Source organism: Streptomyces sp. Tu6071, from assembly GCF_000213055.1.
In the GTDB taxonomy this organism is placed as follows: domain Bacteria; phylum Actinomycetota; class Actinomycetes; order Streptomycetales; family Streptomycetaceae; genus Streptomyces; species Streptomyces evansiae.
This window is the reverse complement of the sequence record NZ_CM001165.1, coordinates 1,845,831-1,859,723: the sequence shown is the minus strand read 5'-3', so window position 1 is coordinate 1,859,723 and position 13,893 is coordinate 1,845,831. Positions and strand designations below refer to the sequence as shown.

12 protein-coding genes are annotated in these 13,893 nt (G+C 71.8%); 3 read left to right on the top strand and 9 right to left on the bottom strand.

Going from position 1 to position 13,893, the window contains the following annotated elements; translation table 11 throughout:
• Positions 1-64: 64 nt before the first annotated feature.
• The 8 genes from STTU_RS07530 to STTU_RS07500 all read right to left on the bottom strand — a co-directional run bounded on the left by STTU_RS07530 (position 65) and on the right by STTU_RS07500 (position 7,835).
• A complete protein-coding gene (locus STTU_RS07530) occupies positions 65-502 on the bottom strand; it encodes a rhodanese-like domain-containing protein (protein WP_043254488.1) in 438 nt (145 codons plus the stop codon).
• Positions 499-1,068, bottom strand: a complete 570-nt coding sequence (locus STTU_RS07525) for a cysteine dioxygenase (RefSeq protein ID WP_007821402.1) — start codon at positions 1,066-1,068, stop codon at positions 499-501. The genes STTU_RS07530 and STTU_RS07525 overlap by 4 nt, the downstream gene beginning before the upstream one ends.
• Before the next feature lie 103 nt (positions 1,069-1,171).
• A complete protein-coding gene (locus STTU_RS36025) occupies positions 1,172-1,258 on the bottom strand; it encodes a putative leader peptide (RefSeq protein ID WP_324603596.1) in 87 nt (28 codons plus the stop codon).
• A gap of 201 nt (positions 1,259-1,459) precedes the next feature.
• Complete coding sequence (locus STTU_RS07520) at positions 1,460-3,595, bottom strand: FAD-dependent monooxygenase (protein WP_007821398.1); 2,136 nt, start codon at positions 3,593-3,595, stop codon at positions 1,460-1,462.
• 546 nt (positions 3,596-4,141) lie between these two features.
• Positions 4,142-5,050, bottom strand: a complete 909-nt coding sequence (locus tag STTU_RS07515) for an amino acid ABC transporter permease (RefSeq protein ID WP_043254486.1) — start codon at positions 5,048-5,050, stop codon at positions 4,142-4,144.
• On the bottom strand, positions 5,047-5,712 hold the full coding sequence (locus STTU_RS07510) for an amino acid ABC transporter permease (RefSeq protein ID WP_043257186.1): 666 nt from the start codon (positions 5,710-5,712) through the stop codon (positions 5,047-5,049). The genes STTU_RS07515 and STTU_RS07510 overlap by 4 nt, the downstream gene beginning before the upstream one ends.
• 160 nt (positions 5,713-5,872) lie before the next feature.
• A complete protein-coding gene (locus tag STTU_RS07505) occupies positions 5,873-6,715 on the bottom strand; it encodes a glutamate ABC transporter substrate-binding protein (RefSeq protein ID WP_007821392.1) in 843 nt (280 codons plus the stop codon).
• Positions 6,716-7,058: 343 nt separating this feature from the next.
• Positions 7,059-7,835, bottom strand: a complete 777-nt coding sequence (locus STTU_RS07500; protein WP_009069016.1) for an amino acid ABC transporter ATP-binding protein — start codon at positions 7,833-7,835, stop codon at positions 7,059-7,061.
• A 356-nt stretch (positions 7,836-8,191) separates the two neighbouring features.
• Between STTU_RS07500 and STTU_RS07495 the strand changes: the two genes are divergently transcribed.
• Entirely contained in the window at positions 8,192-8,878 is a 687-nt protein-coding gene (locus tag STTU_RS07495; protein ID WP_007821389.1) for a response regulator transcription factor, read from the top strand.
• A 9-nt stretch (positions 8,879-8,887) separates the two neighbouring features.
• Positions 8,888-10,432 (top strand): sensor histidine kinase, encoded by a 1,545-nt coding sequence (locus STTU_RS07490; RefSeq protein ID WP_007821388.1) that lies wholly within the window; start codon positions 8,888-8,890, stop codon positions 10,430-10,432.
• 318 nt (positions 10,433-10,750) lie between these two features.
• Here the strand turns inward: STTU_RS07490 and STTU_RS07485 are convergent, their stop codons facing one another.
• Complete coding sequence (locus STTU_RS07485; protein WP_043254484.1) at positions 10,751-11,746, bottom strand: TAXI family TRAP transporter solute-binding subunit; 996 nt, start codon at positions 11,744-11,746, stop codon at positions 10,751-10,753.
• A gap of 338 nt (positions 11,747-12,084) precedes the next feature.
• Here STTU_RS07485 and miaB point away from each other — a divergent pair, with 338 nt between their 5' ends.
• Positions 12,085-13,629, top strand: coding sequence for a tRNA (N6-isopentenyl adenosine(37)-C2)-methylthiotransferase MiaB (miaB, locus tag STTU_RS07480; RefSeq protein ID WP_078518941.1), 1,545 nt, complete (start codon positions 12,085-12,087; stop codon positions 13,627-13,629).
• The last annotated feature ends 264 nt before the right edge of the window (positions 13,630-13,893 follow it).

Here is a 13,893-nt window from a genome sequence, read left to right as displayed (position 1 = left end):
GCCCGTTGCGACCGCTGCGCACGGTCTCGCGCGTGGGGGAGTCCCGGACGCGCCCCCGCCGTCCTCAGCTTTCGACGGCGGGCCGGGCCGCCGTGCCCGGCCCCGGTACAACCGGGAGGCCGGCCGCGCGCCATGCCTGGAAACCGCCGTCCAGGTCGGTGGCACGGTGCAGGCCGAGGCGGCGCAAGGACTCGGCGGCGAGGCTGGAGGCGTAGCCCTCGTCGCAGATCACCACGACACGCAGGTCGTGGCCGCTCGCCTCGCGGACGCGGTGGCTGCCCGAGGGGTCGAGTCGCCACTCCAGCTCGTTGCGCTCCACGATCAGCGCACCCGGGATCACCCCGTCGCGCTCGCGCAGCGCCGCATAGCGGATGTCGACGAGGAGAGCGCCCTCGGCGGCGGCGTCCCTGGCCCGAGGCGCGCTGAGCCGGTCGAGCCCGGCCCGGGCCCGGTCGACGAGTTCGTCTATCCCGGAGGGCCCGGGAGTCGGTGGGGTGGTCACTGCCAGTCCTCCGGACGTTCGACTTCTTCGAGACGGAGCAGCGGCCCCGTGCGGCTGTACCGGCGCATGAGCGGCAGCGGCGGGTAGTAGGCGTGCACGGAGACGGCGTGCTCGGCGCCGGATTCGTTGATCACCTGGTGGACGTGGTGGCGGCCGAAGGCACGGCCGTCGCCCGCCGAGAGGGCGCGGTAGCGGTCGACGCCGTCTTCCAGCTCCAGGGTGCGCCAGCCCTCGGTGGGCAGCCGTACGGCGAGCGAGTCCTCGCGCAAGGTCCCGGCGGCGGTCGCGAAGGCGCCCTGCGAGCCCCCGTGATCGTGCCAGCCCGTGCCGGTCCCGGGCGGCCAGCCGATCAGCCATGCCTCGCTGCCGCCGGGGCCTTCGAGCTGCACCCACGTGCGGTTCTCGGGATCGAGGGGGAGGGCGGCGACGAGGTCGGCGTCGGCTGCGGTGGTGCGGACGAATTCGAGGAGTTCGGCGGGGGTCGGTCCGGCGGGCGAGGGGGCCGGGGCCGCAGGAGCTTCGGTGCCGGGCGCGGGGACAGGGGTGGCGGGCGTGGCGACAGACATGTGAACCGTCCTGGGTTCGCTGAGGGGGCGCAACGCGAGGGGGGCCACGACAGGCCACGGCGCGTACGCGGGGGAGGGCACGAGGAGGTGCCGGAAAAGGAAGTCAGCGAGAACGGCGACACACGCAGCCCGCGTAGCGCAGCAGGTCCATATGGACCCGTCGCCACAGGCGCACATCGGTGTCGGTCATGATCCGGAGTAGACCACGGCGGCGGAGAGCCGTCAATTCACCCGTACCCGGCGGTCGATGGCGCGCGGGAGCGGGACGGGAGCCGTCACACGCCCCCGCGTCCGCCCGCCACGCGCCCCCGCGTCCGCCCGTCACGTACCGGCCGCGCGCCGTGCGCCCCCACTGCTTCCGAGCCCTTATCGGGAGTCCGCGCCCCGCCGCTCACTCGTTCCCGGGACGGGTGGTGAGCCGCCGGGTCTCCGTGTCGCCGCGCGCTCCGGAGGCGGCGCCCTCGCGCGCGGAGGACTCCCCGCGACGAGGAGCGGGCGGCTGGTCGTGCGCGGGACCGAGCGCCGGTGCGGACCGCAGGCGACGCGTCGGCGCGTCCCCGCCCCGACGGCCGTACGAGGTCTCCTCACCGCCGTCGCCGTATGCGCCGTCGGCCTCCGTCCCGTCCCGGTGGCCGCCGCCCGGCTCCGTCTCGTCCTGATAGGCCCCGCCGGGTTCCACGCCGTAGGCGCCGTCCGGGTCGTCGCCGTACGCGTCGTCCTCCGCCGCTGCCCGGCCGTCCGCCCCGCCCTCCGGGCCGCGCGCGTCGTCCCCGGGCGTGCCCGCGCCGCCGTACGCCGCGTCGGCCGCCCCGTACAACGCGGCGGGCTGGACGCCGTGCAGCGCCGTGACGAGGTGGCCGTCGGGCCGGACGAGCAGCACCGTGTGCGCGGCGGCGCCCGGGTAGCCCTCGGCGACGAGGAGTTCCGCGCGGCACGGCAGGGCGTTCACGGCGGCGGCGAGACGCGGCATGATGCCCGCCGTGCGCCAGTGCCGCGCGTCCCACACCCCCGTGCCCGGAGCGATGAGCAGGACGAGGAAGGCGCCGCGGCCGAGGCGCGCGGAGAGCGGCGCGGACGCGCCGTCCTCACCCGTCGCGGGCACGTCGGCGACCGGGGCGCCCGGCGCGGTGCCCACCGCGACCGCGCTGTCGGCCACGCGGGGCGCGAGCGGCGAGCGCGCGTACGAGGGCGCGGCGCCGAGCGGGCCGTCGCCGAGGTGCGCGTCGCTCAGCAGCGACTCCTGCCCGCGCGCCGTACCGGGGACCAGTTCGCGCAGCAGGCCGCCGCCGCGCAGTATCGGCAGCGACTGGTCGGCGGCGCGCAGCCGGGCGGCGACCGCGCCGAGCCGCTCGGCCTGGTAGCTGTCGAGCAGCGCGGGGCCCGCCTCGCCGCGCGCGGCGGCAGCGAGCTTCCAGGCGAGGTTGCGCACGTCGCGCAGCCCCTCGTCGAGACCCTGCGTGCCGACCGCGCCGACCAGGTGCGCCGCGTCCCCCGCGAGGAACGCGCGGTCCACGCGCCAGCTCCGCGCGAGCCGGTGGTGCACCGTGTACACGCCGGTGTCGAGAAGTTCGTACGGAGGAGTCTCGCCCCCGCACCAGCCGGCCAGCGTCTCCCGTACCCGCGTCACGAGGGCGTCCGGCGTGACGAGGTCGCCCTCGGCGGGCAGCAGCCAGTCGAGGCGCCACGCGCCGTCCGGCAGCGGACGCGCCGCGATCTCCGGGCTCGCGCCGCGCCACGGCGGCGAACGGTGCAGCAGCGCCTCGCCGGGGTGCGGCAGTTCCGCGCGCAGCGCGGCGACCGCGTGCCGTTCCAGGCCCGAGCGCCCCGGGAAGCGCACGTCGATGAGCTTGCGCACCGTGGAACGCGGCCCGTCGCAGCCGACGACGTGACTGCCGCGCCACCAGTTGCCTCCCGCGCCACGGGTGCGCACCGTCACGCCGTGCGCGTCCTGCTCCAGCGCGACGACGCGACTGTCGGCGACGAGCGTCACGAGCGGCGAACCGACGAGCGTCACGAGCGGCGAACCGACGAGCGCGCGGCGCAGCGCCACGGCGAGGCCGTGCTGCGGGACGTGCAACGGTGCGGCGAACGGTTCTCCCGTGCGCGACCTGGTACCGCCCGCCGTGGCCTCGTCCTCGTCCTCGCCGAAGGTGACGTGGCGCACCGTCTGCTTACGGCGCATCAGGCGCCAGCCGGACCACCGGAGCCCGGCCACCGGGGCGTCGCCCTGCGTGACCGGCGACGCGGCGGGGAGTGCGGCGTGCGTGAGGGCGGCCGATGCCGGGTCACGCCGTTCCGCGCGCGCGGGCGCGGTGCCCGGAACGCCCGCGGGGGCGGAGAGCGCGACGTCGGCCAGCCGTTCGAGCCAGCTCGCGGTGTCGGCGCGCAGCACCGCCGTACGCGCGAGTCGTGCCTCGTCCTTCCACGAGCCCTCGTCGAGGACGACGCAGGGGACGTCGTGCCGGGTCAGGGCCAGCGCGAGCGCGAGACCGACAGGGCCCGCGCCCACCACGATCACCGGTTCCACGACAGCGCTCCGGTGCGGTCCCGGCAGGAGGAGGCTTCGGTGATGCGTGCGAGTGGAAACCGGTGCGTGATCACAGACCGTATGCAACCTACTGCGGGTGCCCGCGTCAAGCGAAGCACCCCCGGGCGCGCGGGGCACGGACCCGCCGACGGCTCCGCCGGGGCGCGGCGTCGGCGCGGCGAGGGGGCGCGGGGGAGCACGTACAGGGCAACGACGCGCCCTCGGGGCAGGAGCGCGCGTACGCCCCGACGCGGCACGCGCAGCCGTACGCGCAGAGCCGCGAGGCGCGACGGACCATACGCGAAGCCGCCCGCAAAGCCGCGACGCCGCCCGCAAAGCCGCGACGCCGCACGCGCCGCGACGCACCACGCGCAAAGGCGGGACGACGCGAAGGCGGGACGAAAGCCCCCCAAGGCTCTCGTCCCGCCCTCTCGTGCGTGTCCGCGTCGCGTACCCCGCCGCCGACGGGGCACCCGTGGCGGGAGACCGGAGCCTCCCGCGTGCGGGCCGCGAGACCCGGATGTACCGGGAGTCTGTGGCAGGCCGTCAGGCGTCGGCCTTCGCCAGCGGCTGCACCCCCGTCGTACCGCTGCCGCCGGTGTCCACCGTGGTGGCGCTCAGGACCGCGCCGGTGGACTTCTTGCCCGCGCGCAGTCGCTTCTCCAGCCACGTGGCGAAGCTCGTCAGGGAGAAGTTCACGACGATGTAGATCAGCGCGACGATGGTGAAGCACGCGATCGTGTTGGCGCCGTAGGCGGCCGAGAGCGGGCGGACCGAGGCGATCAGCTCGGAGAAGTTGAGCAGCGAGCCGCCGATCGCGGTGTCCTTGACGATGACGACGAGCTGGCTGACGATCGCGGGGAGCATCGCGGTGACCGACTGCGGCAGCAGGATGGACCGCATGATCTGCCCCTTGCGCAGCCCGATCGCCTGCGCGGCCTCGGTCTGTCCCTTGGGGAGCGAGAGGATGCCGGCGCGGACGATCTCGGCGAGGACCGAGGCGTTGTAGAGCACGAGGCCGGTGATCACCGCGTAGAGCGGGCGGTCGTCGGTGGAGACCGATGTGTACTGCGCGTACACCTCGTTCGCCACGAGCATCATGATCAGGACCGGGATCGAGCGGAAGAACTCGACGATCGTCGCGGCGGGCCCCCGCACCCAGGCATGGTCCGAGAGCCGCGCGATCCCGAACACCGCGCCGAGCGGCAGCGCGATGACCACGGATATCGCCGCCGCGAGGAGCGTCTGCCCGAGGCCCGGCAGCAGGTACGTGGTCCACGCCTGACTGTCCGTGAAGAAGGGCTTCCACTTGACCCAGTCGAGCTGGTTCTTGTCGTTCAGCTTCGCGACGACCCACCACACGACGAGGGCGGCGACGACGACGAAGAGCACGGAGTAGACGATGTTGCGCCACTTGGCCCGGGGGCCGGGGGCGTCGAAGAGCACCGAGGTCATCGCTTGATCGCCACCTTCTTGCTGACCCAGCCGAGGATGAGCCCCGTGGGAAGTGTGAGCACGACGAAGCCGAAGGCGAAGACGAGCGAGATCAGGACGAGTTCCGCCTCGTTCTCGATCATCTCCTTCATCAGCACCGCGGCCTCGCCGACGCCGATCGCCGCCGCGATCGTCGTGTTCTTGGTGAGGGCGATCAGCACGTTGGCGAGCGGATTGACCACCGAACGGAACGCCTGCGGAAGGATGATCATCGTCAGAACCTGACGGAAGTTCAGCCCCAGCGCGCGAGCCGCTTCTGCCTGTCCCATCGGGACCGTGTTGATGCCGGAACGGACCGCCTCGCACACGAAAGTGGAGGTGTAGAGGATGAGTCCGAGCACTGCCAAGCGGAAGTTGATCGCCTTGAAGTCGCTCGCGCCCAGATCGATGCTGAGCGTCTGGAACAGGCCGAGCGAGGTGAAGACGATGATCACCGTGAGCGGGATGTTCCGCACGATGTTGATGTAACCCGTGGCGAAGCCACGCATCAGGGGGACAGGGCCGACCCGCATGGCGGCGAGCACGGTGCCCCAGATCAGGGAGCCCACGGCGGAGAGCGCGGTGAGCTTCACCGTCACCCAGAACGCCCCGAGCAGGTCGTAACCATCAAGAAAGTCGAACACGATCTCCCGTGCTTCCACGCGGGGGATGGGCCCGGTGGGCGGGCGTCACCGTCCGCGCACCGACCGCACCCCGACTACTGTCCCGCGCGGTCCCCGCCCGCCGCCGCGCGGGAGCGGGCGGGGAAGCGCACGCGAGCTGTCATCTGCTGAGCGCCGTCGACTACTTCTTGACGTCGCCGATCGCCGGGGCGGGCTCGTTCTTGTAGTTCGCCGGGCCGAAGTTGTCCTGGACGGCCTTGTCCCAGGACTTGTCGTCGACCATCTTCTTCAGGGCGTCGTTGATCTTGTCCTTGAGGTCGCTGGCCTTCTTGACGCCGATGCCGTAGTTCTCGTTCGTCATCTTGAAGCCGGCGAGCTTGAACTTGCCCTGGAACTCCTTCTGCGCCGCGTAGCCAGCGAGGATGGAGTCGTCCGTGGTCAGCGCGTCGACGGCCTTGTTCTCCAGGCCGGTGAGGCACTCGGAGTAGCCGCCGTACTCCTGGAGCTGAGCCTTCGGGGCCAGCTCCTTCTTGATGTTCTGGGCGGAGGTGGAGCCGGTGACCGAACACAGCTTCTTGCTGTTCAGGTCCTTCGGGTCGTTGATCTTGCTCTCGTCCGAGCGGACCAGGATGTCCTGGTGGGCGAGGAGGTACGGACCGGCGAAGTCGACCTTCGCCTCACGCTCGTCCGTGATCGAGTACGAGGCGGCGATGAAGTCCACGTCGCCGCGCTCCAGCATCGTCTCGCGGTCGGCGCTCTTCGCTTCCTTCCAGACGATCTGGTTCGTCTTGTAGCCGAGGGCCTTCGCGACGTACGTGGCGACGTCGACGTCGAAGCCGGCGAACTTGCCGCTCGGCAGCTTCTGGCCGAGACCCGGCTGGTCGAACTTGATCCCGATGGTGATCTTCTTGCCACCGCCGGAGCCGCCCGAAGCCTTGTCGTCGTCGTTCTTGCCACAGGCGCTCGCGGCGAGGCCGACGGTGAGGACCACGGCGACGGCGGCGGAAACCTTACGGAACTTCATGGTGAGTCCTTCGATAACGGTCGATCGTGATCGACGGCGGGTCGGAATCGGTGGAACGGCGGTGGCGGGTACGGGCCTGGGGACGCCCGCCGACCCGCACGGCGCACGCCGGTGAACGGCGGGACCGTGCGGTGGTGCGCCGGTGCCTGTGGGGGAGGCGCGGTTGTCCGTGGTGGTCTCCGGCGGCCGGTGGGGCCGGGGACCTCTGAGGTCCGGCGAACTATGCGTCCGGGGACCTGTGCGTCCGGCGGGGTGTACGTCGGGCGTGCTGTACGTCGGGCGGGCCGGGCTTTCGGCGGCCGGTGTGTGCCGGTGCCGGAGGACGCTCGGCGCCGCGGGTTGCTCAGTGCTGGAGGATCTTCGACAGGAAGTCCTTGGCGCGGTCGCTGCGCGGGGCGCTGAAGAACTTGTCCGGCGTCGCCTCCTCCACGATGCGCCCGTCGGCCATGAAGACCACACGGTTCGCCGCGGAGCGGGCGAAGCCCATCTCGTGCGTGACGACCACCATCGTCATGCCCTCCTGGGCCAGTTGCTGCATGACCTCCAGGACCTCGTTGATCATCTCCGGGTCGAGCGCGGAGGTCGGCTCGTCGAAGAGCATGACCTTCGGGTCCATCGCCAGCGCCCGCGCGATCGCGACGCGCTGCTGCTGACCACCGGAGAGCTGCGCGGGGTACTTGTCGGCCTGCGAGCCGACGCCCACCCGGTCGAGGAGCTGCCGCGCCTTCTCCTCGGCGGCCCCCTTCTCGGCCTTGCGCACCTTCACCTGGCCGAGCATCACGTTCTGGAGCACGGTCTTGTGGGCGAACAGGTTGAACGACTGGAAGACCATGCCCACGTCGGCGCGCAGCCTGGCCAGTTCCTTGCCCTCCTGCGGCAGCGGCAGGCCATCGATGGTGATGGCGCCGTCGTCGATCGTCTCCAGGCGGTTGATGGTGCGGCACAGCGTGGACTTCCCGGACCCCGAGGGACCGATCACCACGACGACCTCGCCGCGCCCGATCGTCAGATCGATGTCCTGAAGCACATGGAGTGCGCCGAAGTGCTTGTTCACCTTGCTCAGGACCACCAGGTCCTCGCTCGTGGGCGCGGCGTCCTTCGACACCGATACTGCGGTCATCGGCTCACAACTCCGTCCTCCTCGGTTGGGTGGACCCTAGTGAGCAGGTGCGAGCACCGTCAGCACATCTGAGCGGAAATTGAGCATCACGATCCGGGATCATCCGCGCACGTCGCGTGCCTGTTCCGCCGCCGCCTCGTACCGGCTGGATAACAGAACGCGCCCGAACCCCGAAGCCTCTTGACGCACGCCGGGCGAATCGGAGTACATGCCAAAGCGCCCCCGCGCGCTCCCGCCCGTACCACCCGCCTGCCCGCGCGCCCGCGGGGAACCGTGGGCGGCGCGGATCGCGTACGTACCAGCACACCCGGCCCCGGTGGGGGCCGGGCCACCCCAGCCGACGGAGGTGACGGACGGTGAGACTGCTGCTCGTGGAGGACGACAACCATGTCGCCGCCGCGCTCTCCGCCGTACTGGCCCGCCACGGCCTGCGGGTGACGCACGCCCGGAACGGCGAGGACGCGCTGCGCGCCCTGCTCCCCGGCGAGGAGCAGGAGGAGCCGTACGCTGTCGTCCTCCTCGACCTGGGACTGCCCGACCAGGACGGCTACGAGGTCTGCGGCAAGATACGTACGCGCTCCGCCGTACCCGTCATCATGGTCACCGCGCGTGCCGATGTCCGCTCCCGCATACACGGGCTCAACCTCGGCGCCGACGACTACGTCGTCAAGCCGTACGACACGAGGGAACTCCTCGCCCGCATCCACGCCGTCGCCCGCCGTACCCACTCCAGCGCCTCCGAGCCCGGGACGACCGCGCTCGGCCCGGTCCGCCTCACGCCGGAGACCCGCGAGGTGAGCGTCCACGGCGTGCCCGTCCAGCTCACCCGCAAGGAGTTCGACCTCCTCGCCCTCCTCGCCCTGCGCCCCGGCGTCGTCTACCGCCGCGAGCAGATCATCAGCGAGGTCTGGCGCACGAGCTGGGAGGGCACGGGGCGCACCCTGGAGGTCCACATCGCCTCGCTGCGCGCCAAGATCGGGGTCCCCGCCCTCATCGAGACCGTGCGCGGCGTGGGGTACAAGCTCGTCGTCCCCGGCGCCTAGCGGGTCCTGGTGCGCACTCGGCTCCTTCCCCTGCTCATCGTCCTGCTCGCCGGGGTCCTGCTCGCCCTCGGCTTCCCGCTCGCCATCAGCATGGCGGCGGGGGAGCAGCAGAAGGTGATCGTCGACCGCATCGACGACTCCGCGCGGTTCGCCTCGCTCGCCCAGTTCGTCAACACGGACGGCGGCGGCGCGGGCGCGACCGTCGAGGACGCCGAGCGCAGTGCCACGCTCGACACCGAACTCGGGCGCTACTACCGCCTCTACGGCATCCACGTCGGCGTCTTCGACCGCCTCGGTGAACCCTTCGCGACCGCCCCGCACAGCTGGCACCTGCCGCCCGCGGAAGCCGACGCCTCCCTTCCCGGGACGACCATTTCCCAGGGAGGAGCCTCGGCGCTTCCGGAGCCCACCGGCTCCGTCCACAGCCGCGCGCGGCCCTTCCAGGACGCGGGCGAGGAGGCGCGCTCCGCCTACGACGAGGCCCTCAACGGCCGTCGCAGCCCCGACCCCGAGCAGGTGTGGCCCTGGCAGACGAGCCGCCGCCTCGTCGTGGCCTCGCCGGTGATACGGGACGGCGATGTCATCGCCGTCGTCGTCACCGACTCCCCGACCGGCGCGCTGCGCTCCCGCACCCTCCAGAAGTGGCTCCTCGTCGCCGTCGGCGAGGGCGCCGCCATGCTCCTCGCGCTCGGCGCGGCCCTGCGCCTGACCGGCTGGGTGCTGCGTCCCGTACGCGTCCTGGACGCCACGACCCACGACATCGCCACCGGCAGGCTCAAGTCCCGCGTCGCCCCCACCGGCGGCCCGCCCGAACTCCGCCGCCTCGCCACCTCCTTCAACGAGATGGCCGACAACGTCGAGAGCGTCCTCGAACAACAACGCGCCTTCGTGGCCGACGCCTCGCACCAACTCCGCAACCCCCTCTCCGCGCTCCTGCTTCGCATCGAACTCCTCGCCCTCGAACTCCCCGAGGACAACGAGGAGGTCGCCTCCGTCCGCACCGAGGGCCAACGCCTCGCCCGCGTGCTCGACGACCTCCTCGGCCTCGCCCTCGCCGAGCACACCGAGGCCGACCTCACCCTCACCGACATCGGCGCCCTCGCCCAGGAACGCCTCTCCTCCTGGCGGCCCCTCGCCGAGGAGAAAGGCGTTCGGCTCACCGGCACCTGCCCCGCCGTCACCGGCTGGGCCGACCCCATCGCGCTCTCCAGCGCCCTCGACGCCGTACTCGACAACGCTCTCAAGTTCACCCCCGCCGATGCCGCCGTCGACCTCACGGTGGAGGCCAGACCCGGCGAGGTCGTCATCACCGTCACCGACGAGGGCCCCGGACTCACCGAGGAGGAACTCGGCCGTATCGGCGACCGCTTCTGGCGCAGCAACCGCCACCAGAACATCCACGGCTCCGGTCTCGGCCTCTCCATCACCCGCGCCCTCCTCGAAGCCGGCGGCGGCGCCCTGGAGTACCGCCACCACCACCCCCACGGCCTCAGCGCCGACCTGGTCATCCCCCGCAACCGCCCCGCGAACACGGCGCCGTTGACCGGCGAGTAGGGCGAGAGGTGCGTCCGGCCGGGGGAGGGGCTGGAGGCTTCTCGCTGTACGGCTTCTCGCTGTACCCCTGTCATGCCGTCAGGCGGTGGTGGCACCGGCAGTCACAACACCACGCGGTCCCAGCGCCGCGTACACGCCGTCCCAGTACCACGCGGTCACGACGCCGCCCGAGCCTGGCGCCACCCGACGCGCCCGACCCGGCGCGGTCACAGCCTCACGAGACCAACACCCTCACAAGACATGGCCCTCAAGCCAGAGCCCTCACGAGGACAGGGTCGTCGCGGGGCCAGGGCCGTCACGAGGTCAGCCACCACGAGGTCATGGCTTCACCGACCGGTAGTACTGCTGCGCGCCCTCGTGCAGTTCGAGGGGGTCGGTGTAGATGGCGGTGCGCAGATCGACCTTCTGTGCCGCGTGCACCTGCTGGCCTATGCCGTCGCGGCTGGCAATGACAGTCCGCGTGACTCCCTCCGTCAGGTCCGGGTCCAGGGAATCCCGGGTGACCAGCAGATTCGCGACCGCGAGCGTCATCACGGTGCCGTCGTTGTGCGCGGCGGGGTAGGCATCTCGCGGCATGACCGCCGTCCGGTAGAAACGCCCCTCGCCGCCCGCGTGCCGCACAGCGTCCACCAGGTCCCCGAGCGGCACGAACCGTACCGGGAACGTCTCGGACAGCTCACGCACGGAGACCGTAGGCAGACCGCCGGACCAGAAGAAGGCGTCGATCTTCCCGCGCTTCAGCTGCTCGTTCATCGTGTCGATCCCGATGCCCACCGGGGTGATGTCGTGCTCGGGATCGAGGCCCGCCTTCGTGAGCAAGCGGTCCGCTATCAGCCGCACCCCGGACCCCACCTGCCCCACCGCGACCCGCTTGCCCCGGAGATCGGCGACTTTGTGGATGCCGGAGGACTCGGCGACGACGAGTTGCAGGTAGTCGTCGTAGAGTCGCGCGCAGCCACGCAGGCTCTCCGCGCCCTCGCCGCCGTCCTCCCGGTACTTCTCCACGGCGTCGGCCGCCGCGATGGTGAAGTCCGCCTTCCCGGTCGCCACCCGGGCCACGTTCTCCTGCGAGCCCTCGCTCGCGCGCAACTCCATCCGGACACGCGGCAGATCACGGTCCACGGCGTGCTTGAGGAGTTCGCCGTACTTCTCGTAGACGCCCGAGCGCACCCCGGTGCTGAACACCACGGTCCCGCGCGGCTGCGCGCTCCCGAGGGGCAGCAGCCACCACAGGAGCAGCCCGATCACGACGGCACACACCGCCGCGCCGCCGAGCACCGTGCCCCGGCCGAACCGGGAGAGGAACGAGGTCATGGCCACGATCCTGCCAGTCACACAGGGTGAACACCAGAGGTTCCGGCAGAGATCAGGGATGCCTCAGGGTTCACCCTGATCGACCCTCGGGGAAGTCCCTGAGAGATCACTCAGGGGCTTCCCTGAAACATCCCTGAGCCTGTGCCCCGTCCGTCTCGGGGTTCCGCTCCGTCCCGACCGGGGACCGCGCCCGGTCCGGACCGCCGCATCCCAGTGCTCCCAAGGCTCCCGCCGGGCCCGCGCGCTCAGGGTGCGGTCTCCCTCGCCCTCAGGGTGGCCTCTGCCGCCCGTCCCACCGGCGGTCGGGCGCTTCTCCCCACTCGCCTACCCTTGTCCGCATGAGCAGCAGCGACCGGAGCCCCGTGGTGGACGTTCAGCAGGCCGGCACACAGGCCAGGACATACGAGATCCGCACCTACGGATGTCAGATGAACGTGCACGACTCGGAACGGCTCGCCGGCCTCCTGGAGGGTGCCGGATACGTGCGCGCCCCCGAGGGCGCCGAGGACGGCGGCGCGGACGTCGTCGTCTTCAACACCTGCGCGGTGCGCGAGAACGCCGACAACCGTCTCTACGGCAACCTCGGCCGCCTCGCCCCGAAGAAGACCGAGCGCCCCGGCATGCAGATCGCGGTCGGGGGCTGCCTGGCCCAGAAGGACCGGCAGACCATCGTCGACCGGGCCCCCTGGGTCGACGTCGTCTTCGGCACCCACAACATCGGTAAGCTCCCCGTCCTCCTCGAACGCGCCCGCGTCCAGGAGGAGGCCCAGGTGGAGATCGCCGAGTCCCTGGAGGCGTTCCCCTCCACGCTGCCGACCCGCCGCGAGTCCGCCTACGCCGCGTGGGTCTCCGTCTCCGTCGGCTGCAACAACACCTGCACCTTCTGCATCGTCCCCGCCCTGCGCGGCAAGGAGAAGGACCGCAGGCCGGGCGACATCCTGGCCGAGGTCGAGGCGCTCGTCGCCGAGGGCGTCAGCGAGATCACCCTCCTCGGCCAGAACGTCAACGCCTACGGCAGCGACATCGGCGACCGCGAGGCGTTCAGCAAGCTGCTGCGTGCCTGCGGCGGCATCGAGGGCCTGGAGCGCGTCCGCTTCACGTCCCCGCACCCGCGCGACTTCACCGACGACGTCATCGCCGCCATGGCCGAGACGCCCAACGTGATGCCCCAGCTGCACATGCCGCTCCAGTCCGGCTCGGACACCGTGCTGCGCGCGATGCGCCGCTCCTATCGCCAGGACCGGTACCTCGGCATCATCGAGAAGGTCCGTGCCGCGATCCCGGACGCCGCCATCAGCACCGACATCATCGTGGGCTTCCCCGGCGAGACCGAGGAGGACTTCGAGCAGACGCTGCACGTCGTCCGCGAGGCGCGTTTCGCCGCGGCCTTCACCTTCCAGTACTCGAAGCGCCCCGGCACTCCGGCGGCCGAGATGGAGAACCAGATCCCCAAGGAGGTCGTCCAGAAGCGCTACGAGCGGCTGGTCGCGCTCCAGGAGGAGATCTCCTGGGAGGAGAACAAGAAGCTGGTCGGCCGCACCCTGGACGTCATGGTCGCCGAGGGTGAGGGGCGCAAGGACGGCGCGACACAGCGGCTCTCGGGGCGCGCCCCCGACAACCGCCTGGTCCACTTCACCAAGCCGCAGGAGCCGGTGCGACCAGGGGACGTCGTCACCGTCGACATCACCTACGCGGCTCCCCACCACCTCCTCGCCGAGGGCACCCCCCGCGGCGTCCGGCGCACCCGCGCGGGTGACGCCTGGGAGAAGCGCACGACCGCCGAGACGGCAAAGCCGGCCGGCGTCATGCTGGGCCTCCCGACCATCGGCGCCCCGGCCCCCCAGCCGGCCGCCGCCGTCACGCAGGGCTGCGGCTGCGACTGACCCCTTCAGGGGCCTCGTGGAAGCACGCAGGGTGGGCGGGCCGAGGGCGCATGGAGCCGAGCTCCGTGCGTGGGTTTCAACCGGGCGGGGGCCGAGCCTCAGTGGGGGCTTGGAACGCGGGCCCTGGTGTGGCGGCGCAGGGATTGCGGTGACCAGCAGTAGGCGTACCGGCTGCGCCGCTCACTCGGCGAGTTGGGCAGTCGTACGGCGACGGGGCAACGCCCCCGGGCTGGGCGGATCTGCCGCGCTGATCCGCCGGGGGCT

What these genes read in the sequence shown, in the direction of transcription:
- STTU_RS07525 (WP_007821402.1), bottom strand. Translation starts at nt 1,068, where the DNA reads ATGTCTGTCGCCACGCCCGCCACCCCTGTCCCCGCGCCCGGCACCGAA.
- STTU_RS36025 (WP_324603596.1), bottom strand. Translation starts at nt 1,258, where the DNA reads ATGACCGACACCGATGTGCGCCTGTGGCGACGGGTCCATATGGACCTG.
- STTU_RS07515 (WP_043254486.1), bottom strand. Translation starts at nt 5,050, where the DNA reads ATGACCTCGGTGCTCTTCGACGCCCCCGGCCCCCGGGCCAAGTGGCGC.
- STTU_RS07505 (WP_007821392.1), bottom strand. Translation starts at nt 6,715, where the DNA reads ATGAAGTTCCGTAAGGTTTCCGCCGCCGTCGCCGTGGTCCTCACCGTC.
- STTU_RS07500 (WP_009069016.1), bottom strand. Translation starts at nt 7,835, where the DNA reads ATGACCGCAGTATCGGTGTCGAAGGACGCCGCGCCCACGAGCGAGGAC.
- STTU_RS07485 (WP_043254484.1), bottom strand. Translation starts at nt 11,746, where the DNA reads ATGACCTCGTTCCTCTCCCGGTTCGGCCGGGGCACGGTGCTCGGCGGC.
- miaB (WP_078518941.1), top strand. Translation starts at nt 12,085, where the DNA reads ATGAGCAGCAGCGACCGGAGCCCCGTGGTGGACGTTCAGCAGGCCGGC.